This is a genomic window from Thiomicrospira cyclica ALM1 (genome assembly GCF_000214825.1).
In the GTDB taxonomy this organism is placed as follows: domain Bacteria; phylum Pseudomonadota; class Gammaproteobacteria; order Thiomicrospirales; family Thiomicrospiraceae; genus Thiomicrospira; species Thiomicrospira cyclica.
Map to the genome: position 1 here is coordinate 843,741 of NC_015581.1, position 16,307 is coordinate 860,047.

The window sequence follows — 16,307 nt, forward strand, 5'->3', positions numbered from 1 at the left end:
AAACAGTCTTTGTTGTCGATATGAGAATCAGTTTTTTTCATCATCTGGGATAAATACACTCAATTGGCGCAGTTTTGTGGCTGTGCTATTATTACACCCACTTAGTTGTTTGCCTGCTTTTAATTCTTTGCATGTTTTAACAGTTTCAATGACGTTTGAATAAGGGTTCTTTGAATGGAAAAAATTGGTCTTTTTTATGGTACAGATACTGGCAATACAGAGCGCGTTGCCGACATGATAAAAAACGAACTAGGCGCTGATCACGTCGATATTTACGATATTGCCAGTGCCAAAGCCAGTGATTTTGAGGGTTATACAAAATTAATTCTAGGTCAGCCAACCTGGTACTACGGTGAGCGTCAAAGCAGTTGGGATGATTTTTGGGAAGATTTTTGTGCGATTGATTTTACCGATAAAACAGTCGCCTGTTTTGGTCTGGGCGATCAAGCCGATTATGCGGAATATTTTGTTGATGCCGTGGGCATGATGCACGATGTGGTATTGCAAAACGGCGGCTCGCCAGCGGGTTATTGGTCGACAGAAGGTTATGAATATGATGAGTCGAAAGCAGCCACAGATGATGGTGAATTCTTTGTCGGCTTGGCTATTGATGAAGATCAGCAAGCCGAATTAACGGAACAGCGCGTCAAAGACTGGGTTGCCCAAATCAAAGAGGAAATGGCGCTTTAATGCGATGACTTAACCGCGTAAGCTCAAAATAGGCCAGTTATGTGTTTCAGCATACTGGCGCAAACATTCATCTGGATCAACGGCGACAGGATTAGGCACCCGTTTTAGTAATGGTAAGTCATTATGAGAGTCTGAATAAAAATGACTTAACTCTAATTGCGGTTCTTGCGATCTCAGCCAATCTTTAAGCCGTAATATTTTGCCCTCTTGAAATGAAGGTATTCCGGCAACTTCCCCTGTAAATCGACCATTTTTTATATCGGGTTTGGTACCGATTAAATGTGCAATGCCTAAACGCTGCGCTATGGGTTGGGTAATAAATTCATTGGTTGCGGTAATAATGAGCAGTGTGTGCCCTTGGTCTCGATGCTGAGCAACTAAATCTATCGCTTTAGGTAACATAATCGGCTCAATAAACTCAGCCATAAAGCGTTCATGCAGTTGCGCTAACTCCGTTTGACTAAAAGCTATTAAGGGCTTTAATACAAAGTGTTGATAGGCTAGGATATCTAAATTCCCTTGTTGGTATTGCTGATAGAACGCATCGTTTTGAGCGCGATGCGTGCTTGCATCAACAAGCCCTTGAGCAATTAAAAATTCGCCCCATAGGTGGTCACTATCGCCACCAATTAGGGTGTTATCAAGGTCGAAAATTGTGAGTTTGCTCAAAGTTATGTCCTTTTAAAATCAATTGAAATTTTTAATAGCCTGAAATAAAACCTGTTTAGCAATTGAAAAAACGCGTAAAGTTGGTCATTATTAAAAAATTATAATTACACAGACGCACAGGTTGCGGTTGAAGGACGATCTGGTGATAGATTCCAATGGGTACCGACCTAATGTTGGTATTATAATCGTAAATAAACACGGAAAACTATTTTGGGGTAAGCGGATTCAACAAGACGCTTGGCAGTTCCCACAAGGTGGGATACGTGAATATGAAACGCCACAGCAAGCGGCTTTTCGAGAATTAAAAGAAGAGGTTGGTTTAAGTCCTTCTGATGTGCGTGTTTTGGCAAAGACACAGGATTGGTTGCATTATAACTTGCCTCGCCATTTAATTCGACAACACAGTCATCCAGTCTGTATTGGTCAAAAGCAAATCTGGTTTTTGCTTGGACTCGAGGCTGACGAATCGGCCATCAATTTATCAGTTCATCCATCTCCCGAGTTTGAAGATTGGCTTTGGGTCGATTATTGGTTGCCTGTGCAACAGGTGGTCAATTTTAAACAATCCGTTTATCAACAAGCACTTTCTGAGCTTGAGCCTGCCTTAAATGCTTTCTGGATTCAGCGTTAGTTCTATAAAATCAATGACTTGCATCGTATTCTTATAATTGGGTCTTAACCTAGCTATCTTTTTAGTGCAAAAAAATGGTATGATGACCGCCATAAAATTTTCAGGTTAGAGGCTTATGGGTGAAATTAACATGCTCACCTGATAAGTCCTCTGTTTATTTCACGCACCACATTTAACCCAAGGTGCGTGGTTGCTTAACCCAAGAGGTGACAAACTATGAGTGATCAATTCATTGATCAAGATACGCAAGAAACGCAAGAATGGCTCGATGCTTTAGAGGCTGTTGTTGAATTTGAAGGCGCTGAGAAAGCGCAGCATTTAATCGCAACCTTAATCGAAAAAGCCCGTGTTCACGGCATCGACATTCCTTATTCTGCAAATACTCCCTACATCAATACCATTGCCCAAGAAGAGCAAGCTAATTACCCCGGTGATTTAAGTATTGAACGTCGTATTCGCGCTATTTTGCGTTGGAATGCCATGGCGATGGTTGTAAAAGCGAATAAAGCAACCAGCGTTGGTGGTCATATTGCGTCTTACGCATCCAGTTGCACCTTGTATGAAGTGGGTATGAACCATTTCTTTAAAGGCGCTGACCATCCGGTTGGTGGTGATATGGTGTTTTTTCAGGGACACACAGCACCTGGTATGTATGCGCGTGCTTTTATGGAGGGGCGTTTAGAAGAGGATCAACTCAATAATTTCCGTCAAGAAGTCGATGGCAATGGATTGTCCTCATATCCACATCCTTGGCTCATGCCCGATTTTTGGCAATTTCCCACCGTATCCATGGGTCTTGGTCCTTTAATGGCGATTTACCAGGCCCGTTTTATGAAATATATGGAAAAGCGCGGATTGGCTAAAACCGAGGGTCGTAAAGTCTGGGCGTTTTTGGGTGATGGAGAGATGGACGAGCCCGAATCACGCGGTGCTATTCAGTTAGCCCAACGCGAACATCTGGATAATCTTATTTTTGTGGTCAACTGTAACCTACAGCGGTTAGATGGACCAGTACGTGGTAACGGCAAAATTATTCAAGAACTCGAAGGTATGTTCCGTGGCGCGGGTTGGAATGTAATCAAAGTGCTATGGGGTACCGGTTGGGACACATTACTGGCGAAGGATGTTACTGGTAAGCTGATTGAGCGGATGGGCGAAGTGGTTGATGGTGAATACCAGGCCTACAAAGCAAAAAGTGGTGCTTATGTTCGTGAGCATTTCTTTGGCAAGTATCCAGAAACAGCCGCATTGGTCAAGGATATGACCGATGATGAAATTTTCCGTTTAACCCGCGGAGGACACTCGCCACGCAAAATTTATAATGCTTATAAGCGAGCAACCGAAACTAAAAATCAGCCATCTGTTATTTTAGCGAAAACGGTTAAGGGCTATGGCATGGGTGAGTTTGGTGAGGCCGCTAACAGTGCGCATCAACAGAAAAAACTTGATATCGACGGCTTGAAATATTTCCGTGATCGTTTTTCGGTGCCAATTTCCGATGAGCAACTTGAAAATAGTGTGCCTTTTTATCGTCCAGCCGATGACAGTCCGATTATGGAATATGTGCGAGCGCGCCGTCAGGAACTCGGTGGTGCGCTTCCATTGCGCCAGGATGTAGCTGAAAGCTTGCCTGTGCCTGATTTAGCGGCATTTAAAATGCTGCTAGAAGGCACGGCCGATCGTGAAATGTCTTCTACCATGGCTTTTGTGCGCATTTTGTCTATTATTCTGCGTGATAAAGAGTTGGGTAAACGCATCGTGCCGATTATTCCTGATGAAGCTCGTACCTTTGGTATGGAAGGCTTATTTAGGCAGATTGGTATTTATGACCCAGCAGGGCAACTTTATGAGCCGGTCGATCATGACCAGCTAATGTGGTACAAAGAATCATCCAACGGTCAGGTGCTTGAAGAAGGCATTAACGAAGCGGGTGCGATGTCATCTTGGATTTCGGCGGCAACCGCTTATGCCAACTATGGCGTGGCGATGATTCCGTTCTACATCTATTACTCGATGTTTGGTTTTCAGCGCATTGGTGATTTGGCCTGGGCCGCCGGTGATTCGCGTGCACGTGGTTTCTTGATTGGCGGCACAGCAGGGCGTACAACGCTAGAAGGTGAAGGTTTACAACATCAAGATGGTCATAACCTGGTAATGTTTGATGCAATTCCTAACTGTTTGAGCTATGACCCGACTTTTGGCTACGAAATGGCGGTTATTATTCAGGATGGTATGCGTCGGATGTTAACTGACAAAGAAGATGTGTTTTATTACATCACTGCTATGAATGAAAACTATAGCCATCCTGCGATGCCGGAAGGCGTTGAAGAAGGCATCTTAAAAGGTATTTATCCTTTCAAAAAATCGACTGCCAAGAAGGCAAAACATCGCGTTCAGTTAATGGGCTCTGGCACCATTTTCCGTGAAGTGATTGCCGCAGCTGAAATGCTCGAAGCCGATTGGGGTGTAGCAGCAGACATTTGGGGTGTGCCCAGCTTTAACCTATTGCGCCGTGAGGGTATGGAAGTTACGCGTTGGAATACCCTGCATCCAACAGCCGAGCCAAAAGTATCTTATGTGACCGAAGTATTAGCAGGTGCTGAAGGGCCATTTATTGCGGCAACCGACTATATTCGTGATTATGCCAACCGCATTCGTGAATATGTGCCGGGTGATTATCATGTATTGGGTACCGATGGTTTTGGCCGTTCTGATACACGTGAGCAGTTACGTAAATTCTTTGAAGTGAATCGTTATTACATCGTGCTTGAAGCCCTAAAAGCGTTAAAAGTTCAAGGCAAGGTTACTGCGGATACATTAGAAAAAGCAATGACACAGTATGGATTGGATGCTGAAAAGAGCTTCCCAATTCACGCTTAATTCACGCGGATAGTTAAGGACATTAATATGGCAAAAATACAGTTATTAGTACCTGACATCGGCGATTTTGACAGCGTTGATGTTATTGAAGTGTTAATTAATGACGGTGACCAGATTCAACTGGATGATTCAGTGCTGACGCTGGAATCGGATAAGGCGACAATGGAAGTGCCTGCAACCTACGCCGGTAAAGTCTCTAATCTGCAAGTGAAGGTTGGCGATAAGGTGGCTAAGGGGTCTTATATTTGCGACCTTGAGGTTTCTGATGCGGCCGTTGCAGCGCCGAATGATGCTTCAACTGAGCAGCAAACGCCAACGGTTGCGGAAATTGCGGCGGCGCCAGCTGCTGTGGAACAAGCACCGACCAAGCTGCATGAACAAACTCATGCATCGAACGTCGGCCTGCCGATTGCTCGCTCGGTGTCCAATACACCAAAGCCCGTTAACCATCAATCGAGTGGTGCGGTGTTTCATGCCACCCCGACAGTGCGGGCTTTTGCCCGGGTGCTGGGTGTTGAGTTAACTCAAGTATCGGGAAGCGGTAGTAAAGGTCGTATTTTAAAGACGGATATTGAGGCCTTTGTGAAGTCGGTTATGCAAGCTGGTGGTGCTCAGGCGACCTCAGGTACTGTGGGTAGTGGTATTCCAGTACTCCCAACGATTGACTTTACCCAGTTTGGCGAGGTAGAAGAAGTTGAGCTAAGTCGGATTAAAAAGATTTCCGGCAAACACCTCTCCACGGCCTGGTTAAATATTCCGCATGTTACTCAATTTGATGAGTGTGACATTACTTCGCTAGAAGAATTCCGCAAGGATATGAAGGCGCAAGCTGAAAAAGCCGGTGTTAAGTTGACACCACTGGTGTTTATTATGAAAGCGGTCGTTGCCGGATTAAAGTCGTTTCCGAACTTCAATGCGTCGCTGTCGCCAGACGGGCAAAAACTGCTTCGCAAGGGCTATTTTAATATTGGAATTGCGGTCGATACACCAAATGGTTTAGTTGTTCCGGTGGTTCGCGATGTTGATCAAAAATCGATTTTTGAATTATCGCGTGAATTAATGGAACTCAGTGCCAAGGCGCGTGATGGCAAATTATCACCCAAAGACTTATCCGGTGGCTGTTTCAGTATTTCTAGTTTGGGCGGTATTGGTGGCACGCAGTTTACCCCAATAGTGAATGCCCCAGAAGTGGCCATTATGGGGGTTTCTAAGGCGAAAATACAGCCAGTATGGGATGGTAGTAGTTTCCAGCCCCGCCTAATAATGCCGTTTAGTGTCTCCTATGATCACCGGGTTATTGATGGCGCGGAAGGTGTGCGCTTTACTCAGTTTATTGGTCAACATTTGGCGGACATTCGCCAATTATTACTGTAATTGCAAGGAGCCTGTATGAGTCAAGTTGTTGAAATATGCGTTCCCGATATTGGTGATTTTGCGGATGTTGATGTTATTGAGGTATTGGTAGCGGTTGGTGATGAGGTGGTACAAGATGACTCTTTGCTAACCTTAGAATCTGACAAGGCCACCATGGAAGTGCCTTCGCCTTTTGCAGGTAAGATTATGGCTGTCAGTGTTATTGTCGGTGAGAAAGTTCGAGCCGGTAGTGTGATAGGTCAAATGGAAATTGCTGATGAGAGTCCTGCTAAGCTGGCTGAAGCTCCAGTAGCCTCGGCAGGACCAAAGCAAACCACTGCCGCGTCCTTAGCGTCATCAGTCGTTGCTGCTCAGAGTTTACCGCCTGCGGATAAAACCGCAGAGGTGGTGGTCTTGGGTGGTGGTCCAGGTGGTTACACCGCGGCGTTTCGTGCGGCGGATTTGGGTAAAAAAGTTATCCTAATTGAGCGCTACCCTGTCATTGGAGGGGTCTGCTTAAATGTTGGCTGTATTCCATCCAAAGCCTTATTGCATATGTCGGTCATTCTAAATGAGACCAAAGACATGACCGCTCATGGCATTAGTTTTGCCCAACCTGAAATTGATCTGGATAAAATGCGGGGCTATAAAAATAGCGTGATTGGGAAGTTGACCGGTGGTTTAGCCGCGTTGGCTAAGCAGCGTAAAGTTGAGGTTGTTACCGGTTATGGTAAGTTCTCATCAGCCAATAGCATTACGGTGACTGCCGATGACGGTAGCGAACAAACTATTGCTTTTGAAAAAGCGGTGATTGCGGCGGGTTCTCGGGTTATTAAACTTCCTTTCATTCCTCATGACGACCCTCGTGTTATGGATTCTACTGACGCGCTTGAATTGGCTGAAATCCCCAAACGTCTATTGGTGATTGGCGGTGGCATTATTGGCTTAGAAATGGCGCAGGTTTATGATTCCTTAGGCTCAAAAGTAACCATTGTTGAGTTGGGTGATACCATTATTCCGGGTGCGGATAAGGATATTAGCCGTCCGTTGTTGAAGCGTATTAAAGCGCGCTACGAAAATGTTTTTTTGAAGTCAAAAGTCACCCATGTTGAAGCGCAACCTGGTGGGCTTGTGGTGTCTTTTGAAGGCAAAGATTGTCCCACGCAGGATACTTTTGATCGTGTCTTAGTGGCGGTAGGTCGAACACCCAACGGCAAATTGATTGATGCCGAAAAAGCGGGTGTTGCAGTTAATGATTGGAGCTTTATAGAGGTTGATGACCGTCAACAGACCAATGTTCCCCATATCTATGCTATTGGTGATATTGTTGGTCAGCCGATGTTGGCTCACAAAGCGGTTCATGAAGGTAAAGTGGCTGCCGAAGTGATTTGTGGCTTGCCTAGTGCCTTTACGCCGATGGGGATTCCATCAGTGGCCTATACCGATCCTGAAGTGGCTTGGGCTGGTAAAACCGAAGACCAGCTGAAAGCAGAAGGGGTTGAGTACGAAAAAGGGGCTTTCCCTTGGGCGGCTTCTGGCCGTAGTTTAAGTATTGGACGTGATGAAGGCTTAACCAAAGCGTTATTCTGTGCCAAAACCCATCGCTTGTTGGGTGCGGGTATTGTGGGAACGAATGCAGGTGAATTAATTGCTGAAGCCATGTTGGCGATTGAAATGGGTGCGGATATGCAGGATATTGGTTTAACCATTCATCCACATCCTACGCTGAGTGAAACGCTTGGCTTTGCCGCTGAAATGGCCGAAGGCACGATTACGGATTTGATTGCGCCTAAAAAGAAAAAATAGTATCGACTTTGGTCTATAACCCCGTTACGACGGGGTTTTTTGTTTTAACTTATGCTGGATAATGCTTATGCGACAGCCGATTCCTATTCATTATGAGCATTCCCAGTTTGTTGTAATAGACAAACCGGCAGGCATCAGCTTTCATTCCGAGACCGAACCAGGCCTGGTGGTGCGTGTAGAACAACAGCTTAATCATCAGCTTTATCCTGTTCATCGTTTAGATAAAATGACGTCAGGTTTAGTGGTTTTAGCTAAAAGTGTTGAAGTTGCTCGGCATTTTCAGCCGTTGTTTGAAAATCGTGATATTGAAAAATATTATCTGGCGATTTCAACTCATAAGCCAAAAAAGAAACAAGGTTGGATAAAAGGCGATATGGCACCGAGTCGCCGCGGTAGCTATCGCTTACTCGCATCAAAAACTAATCCTGCGATTACCCAATTTGCCAGTTGTTCACTGGCTCCCAGTGAACGCTTATTTTTAGTCAAGCCGCACACGGGTAAAACTCATCAGATTCGGGTAGCCTTAAAAAGTCTAGGTTCGCCGATTGCCGGTGATCAACGCTATCAAGCCAGCGACGAAGCCGCACTGGAGGATCGAGGTTATTTACATGCGTTTGGTTTGCGTTTTCAGTTAGATAATCAAGATTATGCTTTCGTTTGTCCACCAAGCTTTGGCACACGTTTTCTCTCTGCTGCGTTTCGTTTACAATATCAAGCTTGGCAAGAACCTTGGCAGTATTTTTAATGACTCAAACTCACAAACAATCTTCATCAGAAAAAACGGTTCGGTATTGGCAAGATGTGCCTCTAAGATACTTAAATCATGAGCAATGGGAAAGCTTATGTGATGGGTGTGGTTTGTGTTGTTTAATAAAATTAGTTGATGAAGATACCGGTGAGTTGGTTAATACCCGGGTAGCTTGCCAGTTAATGGATCTTAAAACGGGTTTGTGCCGTAATTATGGTGAGCGGAGAAAGTATGTGCCCGAGTGTATTCAGTTGGATATGAGTAAGATACCAAAACTTGACTGGTTGCCAGAAACCTGTGCCTATCGTTTAAGATACTATGGCCAGCCGCTACCAGATTGGCACCCTCTAAACGCTGGGGATAGGGAGCAGGTGAAATATCATGGATTGCAAAGTATCCCGGTGGTGTTATCGGCACCGGGAATTGATCCTGAAGACTATGTTATTCAATAACGTACTTGTAGTATTTCTCATTAAGATAAGTGGCTACATCCAATACCTCATCTTCAAACCAGCCAGTGTTTAGGTTAACATTGCAAAAACTTACGGCGGCAATAAGACGTTCAAAACTGGGTGTTTTAGCCGTGCTGTAAGGGTTAGCGGTATGACAACTCAAGCAGTTAGCTTCTTTATGTAAAGATTCACCCGCACGCGGATCACCGCTTTGAGCGTGTAGTTGGGTAGTACTAGCCAGAAGGATACTGGCACCAATCAGTGTTAAAGCACGTTTCATATCATCCTCCAAAATCGCGTAAGTTGGGTTTGAAAGCAAATAAATCGTGTGTTACTAAGTGTAATAATCCTAGATGTAAACATTTGGGCTTGCATCTTTATTCTAGCGCTAAGTTACAAATGATTTCAAAAAAAAACATAACAGAATAATTTATTGACCAATAAAAGAGGATACAGGCTTGAGTGAACAAACAAGAATTAAAGGCAAGGATGCAAGCTTAGAAGCGTCGCTGCTAAAAATGCAGGGCATTTTTGATCAGTTAAGCATCGATTTAGATAAACAGCAGTGGTTAAATCCTGCTGAAAATATTTATTCCCTACATATATTCGATAAAGCCTGTCCGGCGCTATTTACCAATGGGAAAGGGGCGAGTCGTAAGGCGACCCAGGCCAGTGCCATGGGTGAATATTTAGAACGTTTATCGACCAACTATTTTTTCTCAGACTATTATTTGACTTTGCGCGAAGAAGCCGACGGACAGTTGTTTGGTGATTGGCTTTATTATCCCAATGATCGTCATTTTGAATTGGCGGATTATCGTCAGGCGCTTAGCGATGAGCTGTGGCAGCTTTATGATCCGCAGCAAGAATTAACCGCGCAACATTTGTTAAGTTTTAATGATACCAGTCCTTTCATTCGTGCGATTGCGATGACAGAGCAAATTAGCAATGAACGGGTCTTTTTCCCAGTGAATATTTTGAGTAACCTTTATGCCAGTAATGGCTTATCTGCCGGTAACACGCCGTTAGAGTCGGCGGTGCAAGGCTTGTCAGAAATTTTTGAGCGTTGGGTAAAAAACAAAATTTTGACAGACAATATTTGCTTGCCGGAAGTGCCAGCTGACGTAATTGCTCAGTACCCGAGTATTGCCCAAGCGATTGCGGATTTAGAAATACAGGGGTTGGGGGTATCGGTACGTGATGCGTCTTTAGGGGGGCAGTTCCCAGTGATGAATGTCACCTTATTTAACCCCAAAACCGGTCAGTGTTTTGCCTCCTTTGGCGCGCATCCTTTATTTGAAGTGGCTTTAGAACGAACGCTGACGGAGTCTTTGCAAGGTCGTCACTTACAAAATCTGGATGGATTTCAAACGCCCACGCTGGATCAGTTTGTGGTGGCAGAGGCCGAAAATTTAGAAAATCATTTTATTGATTCGTCGGGGCTCATTAATTTGCATATGTTAGCCAGCACGCCGGATTATGAATTTTGTGCTTGGGAAGGTGCGCAAACTACGGCAGAACAATGGTCTGAATTATTAGCTAAGGTGACCGCGTTAGGCTTTAAGGTCTATCGTGCTGATTATCAGCACCACGATTTCTGCGCCACGCGTTTGATTGTGCCAGGTATGTCAGAAGTTTATCCTATGGATGAGCTGGTGCTAAAGAATCAAAATGACGGGCGTTTATTGCGTGAGGCGTTATTTAAAGCCGAACAGGGTGATTATGCCGCCGTTTTAAGTGTCCTTGATCAGGTTGGTTTTAGTGATCACCAAGGCGTGGCATCGCTTATTGGCTTAATGCCTGATCCTAACCAGGCCTGGTCAGCATTAAAAATAGCTGACTTACGTTTTTGGACGGAGTTGGCATTGCAGGATTATGAGGCGGCGGCCGACTCATTATATATTGCTAAGGCTTACGCTTCGGCCGGTGCGGCTGGCTGGCAACCCATATATGAGTTAATGGATTTGTGTTTAGCACTTAAGTTGCAGGATAAGGATGTTGGGCACTATGAAGCCAGCCTTAACAATTTGTTTGGGCAAGATAAGGTTGCAAAAGCTCAGCAGCATCTGAGTGGCGATGTGGTTTTTTGGGGATTGTCATTGGGTCGTGCGATGTTCTTTAAAAGCCAGCGTCATCAGCAAATGTTGCAGGTGTTGGATAAGGCGCGGCAGGCTAAGTTAGCATTTGGCTATTAGTTGAAAATGATTGCATTACAGCAAGCCTTCCCCTGAGATTGCGGGGAAGGCTTTGTTATTAAAAGCGATAAATAAGCGATAAGTTGGTTTCGCCATCGGTTTTTTTCGCATCACCATTTTTCGCATCACCAGGATTTGAGTTATAACGATATTTATAACTCGCACTCACTGAAAATTTGCTATTAAGTGCCGCACGAAAACCGGTGTTGGTTTCTAGTTTGTACTGTTCTGGACCGACAAAGTAGAGTAGGTCTTGGACGAAGCTATAGGTTTCATTAAATTTATGGTCAAAATCTAGTTTTAAACGACCGTTTACCTGATCAAAATTATCGTCTTTTTCAATGAATTTTACGGTTTGATAACCGATACCCGCTTCACCTTTTAGTAGGCTTGCGTCAGTACGGTAGAGTAGACGACCCAAACCCACTGCAAAACTTAAGTCCGAATCTAAGTCGGCAAATTTATCACGTTCACCACGGGTGTTAACAAAGGCATAAAAGTCGCGCGCCGCATTAAAATAGCGATCGGCTTGTAGGTCAATCACATAGCGCTCTGAGTTTGTGGTGTTGTCTTCAGAGCGATATTGTACTTCTAATAAACTTTTATATTCAGTTACTTCTTGGATATAGCTTACACGTAATCTTGCATTTAAGTTTTCACTAACCGTGTTGCCGGTACGGCTATTAAAGCCGGCTTCGCCCATACCATTCCAACCCAAAGAAGGGGTTTGAGCGTGTGACGCAATTGGTGCTGCGAGCCCTAGACTAATAACGCCGGTCAAAAGTGTTTTTGGCATAAATTTGATCATGAAATTTCCTATCATTTTGTCCTGTTTAAATTCGTGACGCAGTATAGCAAGCTGAACGATGAGGTCAAATTTGTAAAAATTTGGTACTATAGGTAAATTACAAGCAATGGGATGGAATCATGAAGTTCGATTTTTTAGATTTTGAACAGCCAATAGCTGAATTAGAAGCCAAGATTGATGAATTACGTCACCTTGAGGGGAATCAAGATTTTGACCTTATTCAAGAAATTAAATCATTAGAAACCAAAAGCCAAGAACTGACCGAGTCGATTTTTAAAAGCCTATCTGATTGGCAGATTTCACAGTTGGCACGTCATCCCCAACGTCCTTATACTTTTGACTATGTTAAAAATATGCTGACAGACTTTGAAGAGCTTCATGGTGATCGCGCTTTTGCAGATGACAAAGCGATTGTAGGTGGTTTAGCGCGTCTAGACGGTCAGCCAGTTATGGTGATTGGGCAGCAAAAGGGGCGCGATACTAAGGAAAAAATTCGGCGTAACTTTGGTATGCCGCGTCCTGAGGGCTATCGTAAGGCGTTGCGTTTAATGAAAATGGCCGAGCGTTTTAATATGCCTATTTTGACTTTTATTGATACCCCAGGCGCCTATCCTGGTATTGATGCTGAGGAGCGTGGTCAAAGTGAAGCAATAGCCCGTAACCTAATTGAGATGGCGGAATTGCGGGTTCCAATTATTTGTACCGTTATTGGTGAAGGCGGTTCTGGTGGGGCATTGGCCATTGGTGTCGGTGATAAAACGATTATGATGCAGTACAGTACCTATTCGGTTATTTCTCCAGAGGGTTGTGCGTCTATTTTATGGAAAAGTGCGGAATATGCAGCCGATGCGGCGGCGGCTTTAGGGGTGACCGCACAGCGTCTGAAATCTTTAGGTTTGATCGATGCCATTGTAACAGAACCGCTAGGGGGCGCACACCGTGCGCCACAGCATGCGGCCGCAAGTCTAAAAACCCTTCTTGTTGAAGAGTTGGCGCGTTTAAAATCCATGCCGATGGACAGCCTATTAGCAGAGCGTTATCAGCGCTATATGGATTATGGTAACGTTGAGCTCTGAGCTTAATCAGGCGTTTCAGCAGTTTTTTCAGCAACTCAATCAGACCACTGATGTCCCGCCGCCATTGTTGGTGGCCTGGAGCGGTGGTTTAGATTCGACAGTATTAGTTCATGCTTTAAGGCATTATGTCGCCGCTAATAATCTTCCAAATGATTTTTCAACGGTTCATGTCAATCATGGTCTAAGTCCGTTAGCCAACGACTGGCAGCAAAATTGCGAGCTATTGGCAAATCAATGGCAGATTCCACATAAAACACTGGTTCTTAGTTTGGATGCGGGTGCTAATTTAGAGGCGCGTGCGAGAAGGGCGCGCTATCATGCTTTGGCTTTACATTGTTCTGAGCAGGCCTGCTTATTAACCGCGCATCATCAACAAGATCAAGCGGAAACTTTATTAGCAAGGTTATTTCAAGGGGCAGGTATTCAAGGTCTGTCAGGTATGTCGTCATTGCGGCCATTGCGCTCAGTAAGTAACAATATTCCTGATAAGTCGCAATGGTTAGGACGCCCCTTACTAACTGTTAGTCAGCAGGCCCTATGTGATTATGCGTCAGAAAATCAATTAACCTGGGTAACGGATCCGATGAATAGTGACACGTATTATGAACGTGTTTTTATGCGATCAGAACTTTGGCCAGTGCTTGCCAAGCGTTATCAGTATCCAACAGCATCAATAGCAAAAACCGCTCAATTATTACAACAAACCTTAGCTTTACTGACCGAGTATCAGAATTTAGATTGGCAGGTCTGGTCGCAGAACGCGCTGTCGTTTGATTGGCCGTATTTATTGAACATGAGTTGGCCACGTCAACAGTCATTAATTGCGCGGTGGTTTGACACCCATCACTTTTTGAGTTTAAGGCGTCAACATTGGGAATGGTTTCAGCAACAGGCGTTTGAAGCGGAACCAAAGCGGCATCCTCAGATTTTAGTGGCGGGTTTACCGATGCAACGATATCAAAGTCGTATCTACTATCCGGCAATTGCTCCAGTATTTGATATACCAATAACAGACTATGAGCAACTACAGGAATGGGTTAATGGGCATTGGCCTATTGAACTTAATGTGCTTGAGGATCTTTATGTCTTTCCATTGCGCTTACGAAATCGACAGGCCATTGACAACTTTAGTGGCGTATCATTAAAAAAATGGTTTCAAAGCAGAGGGGTTGCACCCTGGTTGCGTGAAGCATGGCCTGTGGTGGATTCAAAAGCCGGTTGTTTTCTGTTGGGTGTGAATTAAATTGAAGCCTAAGGGTTTTTAAGCTAAAATGCATTTCCATTCTAAGCTATAAAATTTTTGCACTTATTCATTGCAGATTTATTAGCATTTCTTGCATCCTCAAGTTTTTTACAAAGTGTGTGTAATGACCAAATATATTTTTGTTACCGGCGGTGTGGTTTCTTCATTAGGTAAGGGCATAGCGGCGGCGGCGCTGGGTGCGTTATTAGAGGCTCGCGGCCTTCGAGTCAGCATGTTAAAAATGGATCCCTATATTAATGTTGATCCAGGCACAATGAGCCCATTACAACATGGTGAAGTGTTTGTAACCGATGATGGGGCCGAGACAGATCTTGATTTGGGGCATTACGAGCGCTTTGTCCAGCGTAATTTTAGTCGCGCCAATTCTTTTTCAACGGGACAAGTTTACGAGACGGTTATTCGTCGCGAACGTCGCGGTGATTATCTAGGCGGAACGGTTCAAGTTATCCCGCATATTACCGATGAAATAAAACATCGTATTCTTCAAGCGGCTGGTGATGCGGATGTGGCCTTGGTTGAAGTCGGTGGCACTGTGGGGGATATTGAATCACTTCCTTTCTTAGAAGCGATTCGTCAAATGGGCGTCGAGGTGGGTCGTGATAATGCGATGTTCATGCATTTAACCCTATTGCCCTATATTGCCGTTGCGGGTGAGGTGAAAACTAAGCCAACACAGCACTCCGTTAAAGAATTGCGTTCTATTGGTATTCAACCAGATGTATTAATTTGTCGTTCAGAAATTCCGCTAGCTGATGCTGAACGACATAAGATAGCTTTGTTTACCAATGTAGAAGAACGTGCCGTTATTAACTCTGTAGATGCTAAATCGATTTATCAAGTACCTCGTATGTTGCATGAGCAGGGTATGGATGAGCTGGTGCTAAAACGCTTGGGATTGGCTGGTGGAAAAGCCCTGGATTTAAGTGACTGGGATCGCGTGGTTGCGGCGCAATTAAATCCAGAAGAGCAAGTAGATATTGCCATGGTTGGTAAATATGTCGATCTGACAGAGGCCTATAAGTCGTTAATCGAAGCCTTACTTCATGCCGGTATTCATTCAGCTACCAAGGTCAATATTCATTATCTGGATTCTGAAGAATTAGAGCGAACAGGCATTGAATGTCTGGAGAAAATGGACGCTATTTTGGTTCCCGGTGGCTTTGGTGAACGCGGAGTTGAAGGTAAAATTTTAGCCATTAAATATGCCCGTGAATCACACAAACCTTATCTAGGTATTTGTTTGGGTATGCAAATGGCGGTCGTTGAATATGCGCGTCATGTAGCTGGCTTGGAGAAGGCACATAGTACCGAACTTAATGCGCAAACACCGCATCCGGTAGTGGCTTTGATCACCGAATGGACGGATGAAAAAGGGGCCGTCATTGCTCGTTCAGCTGCTTCGGATTTAGGCGGAACCATGCGGCTTGGTGGTCAAAATTGTAATGTGAAAGCAGGTACCAAATTGGCCTCCATTTATGGCAAGTCGGTTATCCGTGAACGTCACCGCCATCGTTATGAAATGAATGAAGGTTATGTAGCCAGATTAGAAGCAGCAGGCCTGGTTTTCTCAGCCCACTCCGCCGATGGCAATTTAGTCGAGTCGATTGAGATTCCTGATCATCCGTGGTTTGTGGCTTGCCAATTTCATCCGGAATTTACCTCAACGCCGCGCAATGGACATCCGTTATTTAGTGCCTTTGTTTCTGCGGCCCTTACAGCCAAGCAAAAAGGATAA

The 16,307-nt window shown here is 44.5% G+C and carries 14 protein-coding genes; 11 read left to right on the plus strand and 3 right to left on the minus strand.

Going from position 1 to position 16,307, the window contains the following annotated elements; genetic code table 11:
* Positions 1-174: 174 nt before the first annotated feature.
* Positions 175-690 (plus strand): flavodoxin, encoded by a 516-nt coding sequence (locus THICY_RS03590; RefSeq protein WP_013835247.1) that lies wholly within the window; start codon positions 175-177, stop codon positions 688-690.
* Positions 691-699: 9 nt separating this feature from the next.
* Here the strand turns inward: THICY_RS03590 and THICY_RS03595 are convergent, their stop codons facing one another.
* Positions 700-1,359, minus strand: coding sequence for a histidinol-phosphatase (locus THICY_RS03595; RefSeq protein WP_013835248.1), 660 nt, complete (start codon positions 1,357-1,359; stop codon positions 700-702).
* A 142-nt stretch (positions 1,360-1,501) separates the two neighbouring features.
* Between THICY_RS03595 and THICY_RS03600 the strand changes: the two genes are divergently transcribed.
* The 6 genes from THICY_RS03600 to THICY_RS03625 all read left to right on the plus strand — a co-directional run bounded on the left by THICY_RS03600 (position 1,502) and on the right by THICY_RS03625 (position 9,229).
* The gene (locus THICY_RS03600) at positions 1,502-1,990 is read left to right on the plus strand and encodes an RNA pyrophosphohydrolase (protein ID WP_013835249.1); all 489 of its coding nucleotides are present in this window, start codon (positions 1,502-1,504) and stop codon (positions 1,988-1,990) included.
* Between the two features lie 216 nt (positions 1,991-2,206).
* Complete coding sequence (gene aceE / locus THICY_RS03605; RefSeq protein WP_013835250.1) at positions 2,207-4,870, plus strand: pyruvate dehydrogenase (acetyl-transferring), homodimeric type; 2,664 nt, start codon at positions 2,207-2,209, stop codon at positions 4,868-4,870.
* Positions 4,871-4,897: 27 nt separating this feature from the next.
* Entirely contained in the window at positions 4,898-6,244 is a 1,347-nt protein-coding gene (aceF, locus tag THICY_RS03610) for a dihydrolipoyllysine-residue acetyltransferase (protein ID WP_013835251.1), read from the plus strand.
* Between the two features lie 15 nt (positions 6,245-6,259).
* Positions 6,260-8,029 (plus strand): dihydrolipoyl dehydrogenase, encoded by a 1,770-nt coding sequence (lpdA, locus tag THICY_RS03615; RefSeq protein ID WP_013835252.1) that lies wholly within the window; start codon positions 6,260-6,262, stop codon positions 8,027-8,029.
* Between the two features lie 67 nt (positions 8,030-8,096).
* Positions 8,097-8,774, plus strand: coding sequence for a TIGR01621 family pseudouridine synthase (locus THICY_RS03620; protein WP_013835253.1), 678 nt, complete (start codon positions 8,097-8,099; stop codon positions 8,772-8,774).
* Positions 8,774-9,229, plus strand: coding sequence for a YcgN family cysteine cluster protein (locus tag THICY_RS03625; protein WP_013835254.1), 456 nt, complete (start codon positions 8,774-8,776; stop codon positions 9,227-9,229). The genes THICY_RS03620 and THICY_RS03625 overlap by 1 nt, the downstream gene beginning before the upstream one ends.
* Here THICY_RS03625 and THICY_RS03630 read toward each other — a convergent pair.
* Positions 9,219-9,509: a hypothetical protein gene (locus THICY_RS03630; protein WP_013835255.1), complete on the minus strand. Its 291-nt coding sequence runs from the start codon at positions 9,507-9,509 to the stop codon at positions 9,219-9,221. The two genes, THICY_RS03625 and THICY_RS03630, sit on opposite strands and share 11 nt — an antisense overlap.
* Before the next feature lie 178 nt (positions 9,510-9,687).
* Here THICY_RS03630 and ycaO point away from each other — a divergent pair, with 178 nt between their 5' ends.
* Positions 9,688-11,424: a 30S ribosomal protein S12 methylthiotransferase accessory factor YcaO gene (gene ycaO / locus THICY_RS03635; RefSeq protein WP_013835256.1), complete on the plus strand. Its 1,737-nt coding sequence runs from the start codon at positions 9,688-9,690 to the stop codon at positions 11,422-11,424.
* 58 nt (positions 11,425-11,482) lie between these two features.
* On the opposite strand, the gene THICY_RS03640 is transcribed toward ycaO, so the two are convergent.
* Complete coding sequence (locus THICY_RS03640) at positions 11,483-12,232, minus strand: DUF481 domain-containing protein (RefSeq protein WP_013835257.1); 750 nt, start codon at positions 12,230-12,232, stop codon at positions 11,483-11,485.
* A 119-nt stretch (positions 12,233-12,351) separates the two neighbouring features.
* On the opposite strand from THICY_RS03640, the gene THICY_RS03645 reads away from it, so the two are divergent.
* From THICY_RS03645 to THICY_RS03655, 3 genes are all read left to right on the plus strand, one after another.
* The gene (locus THICY_RS03645; protein ID WP_013835258.1) at positions 12,352-13,308 is read left to right on the plus strand and encodes an acetyl-CoA carboxylase carboxyltransferase subunit alpha; all 957 of its coding nucleotides are present in this window, start codon (positions 12,352-12,354) and stop codon (positions 13,306-13,308) included.
* Positions 13,289-14,551 (plus strand): tRNA lysidine(34) synthetase TilS, encoded by a 1,263-nt coding sequence (gene tilS / locus THICY_RS03650; RefSeq protein WP_013835259.1) that lies wholly within the window; start codon positions 13,289-13,291, stop codon positions 14,549-14,551. The genes THICY_RS03645 and tilS overlap by 20 nt, the downstream gene beginning before the upstream one ends.
* 124 nt (positions 14,552-14,675) lie before the next feature.
* The gene (locus THICY_RS03655) at positions 14,676-16,307 is read left to right on the plus strand and encodes a CTP synthase (protein ID WP_013835260.1); all 1,632 of its coding nucleotides are present in this window, start codon (positions 14,676-14,678) and stop codon (positions 16,305-16,307) included.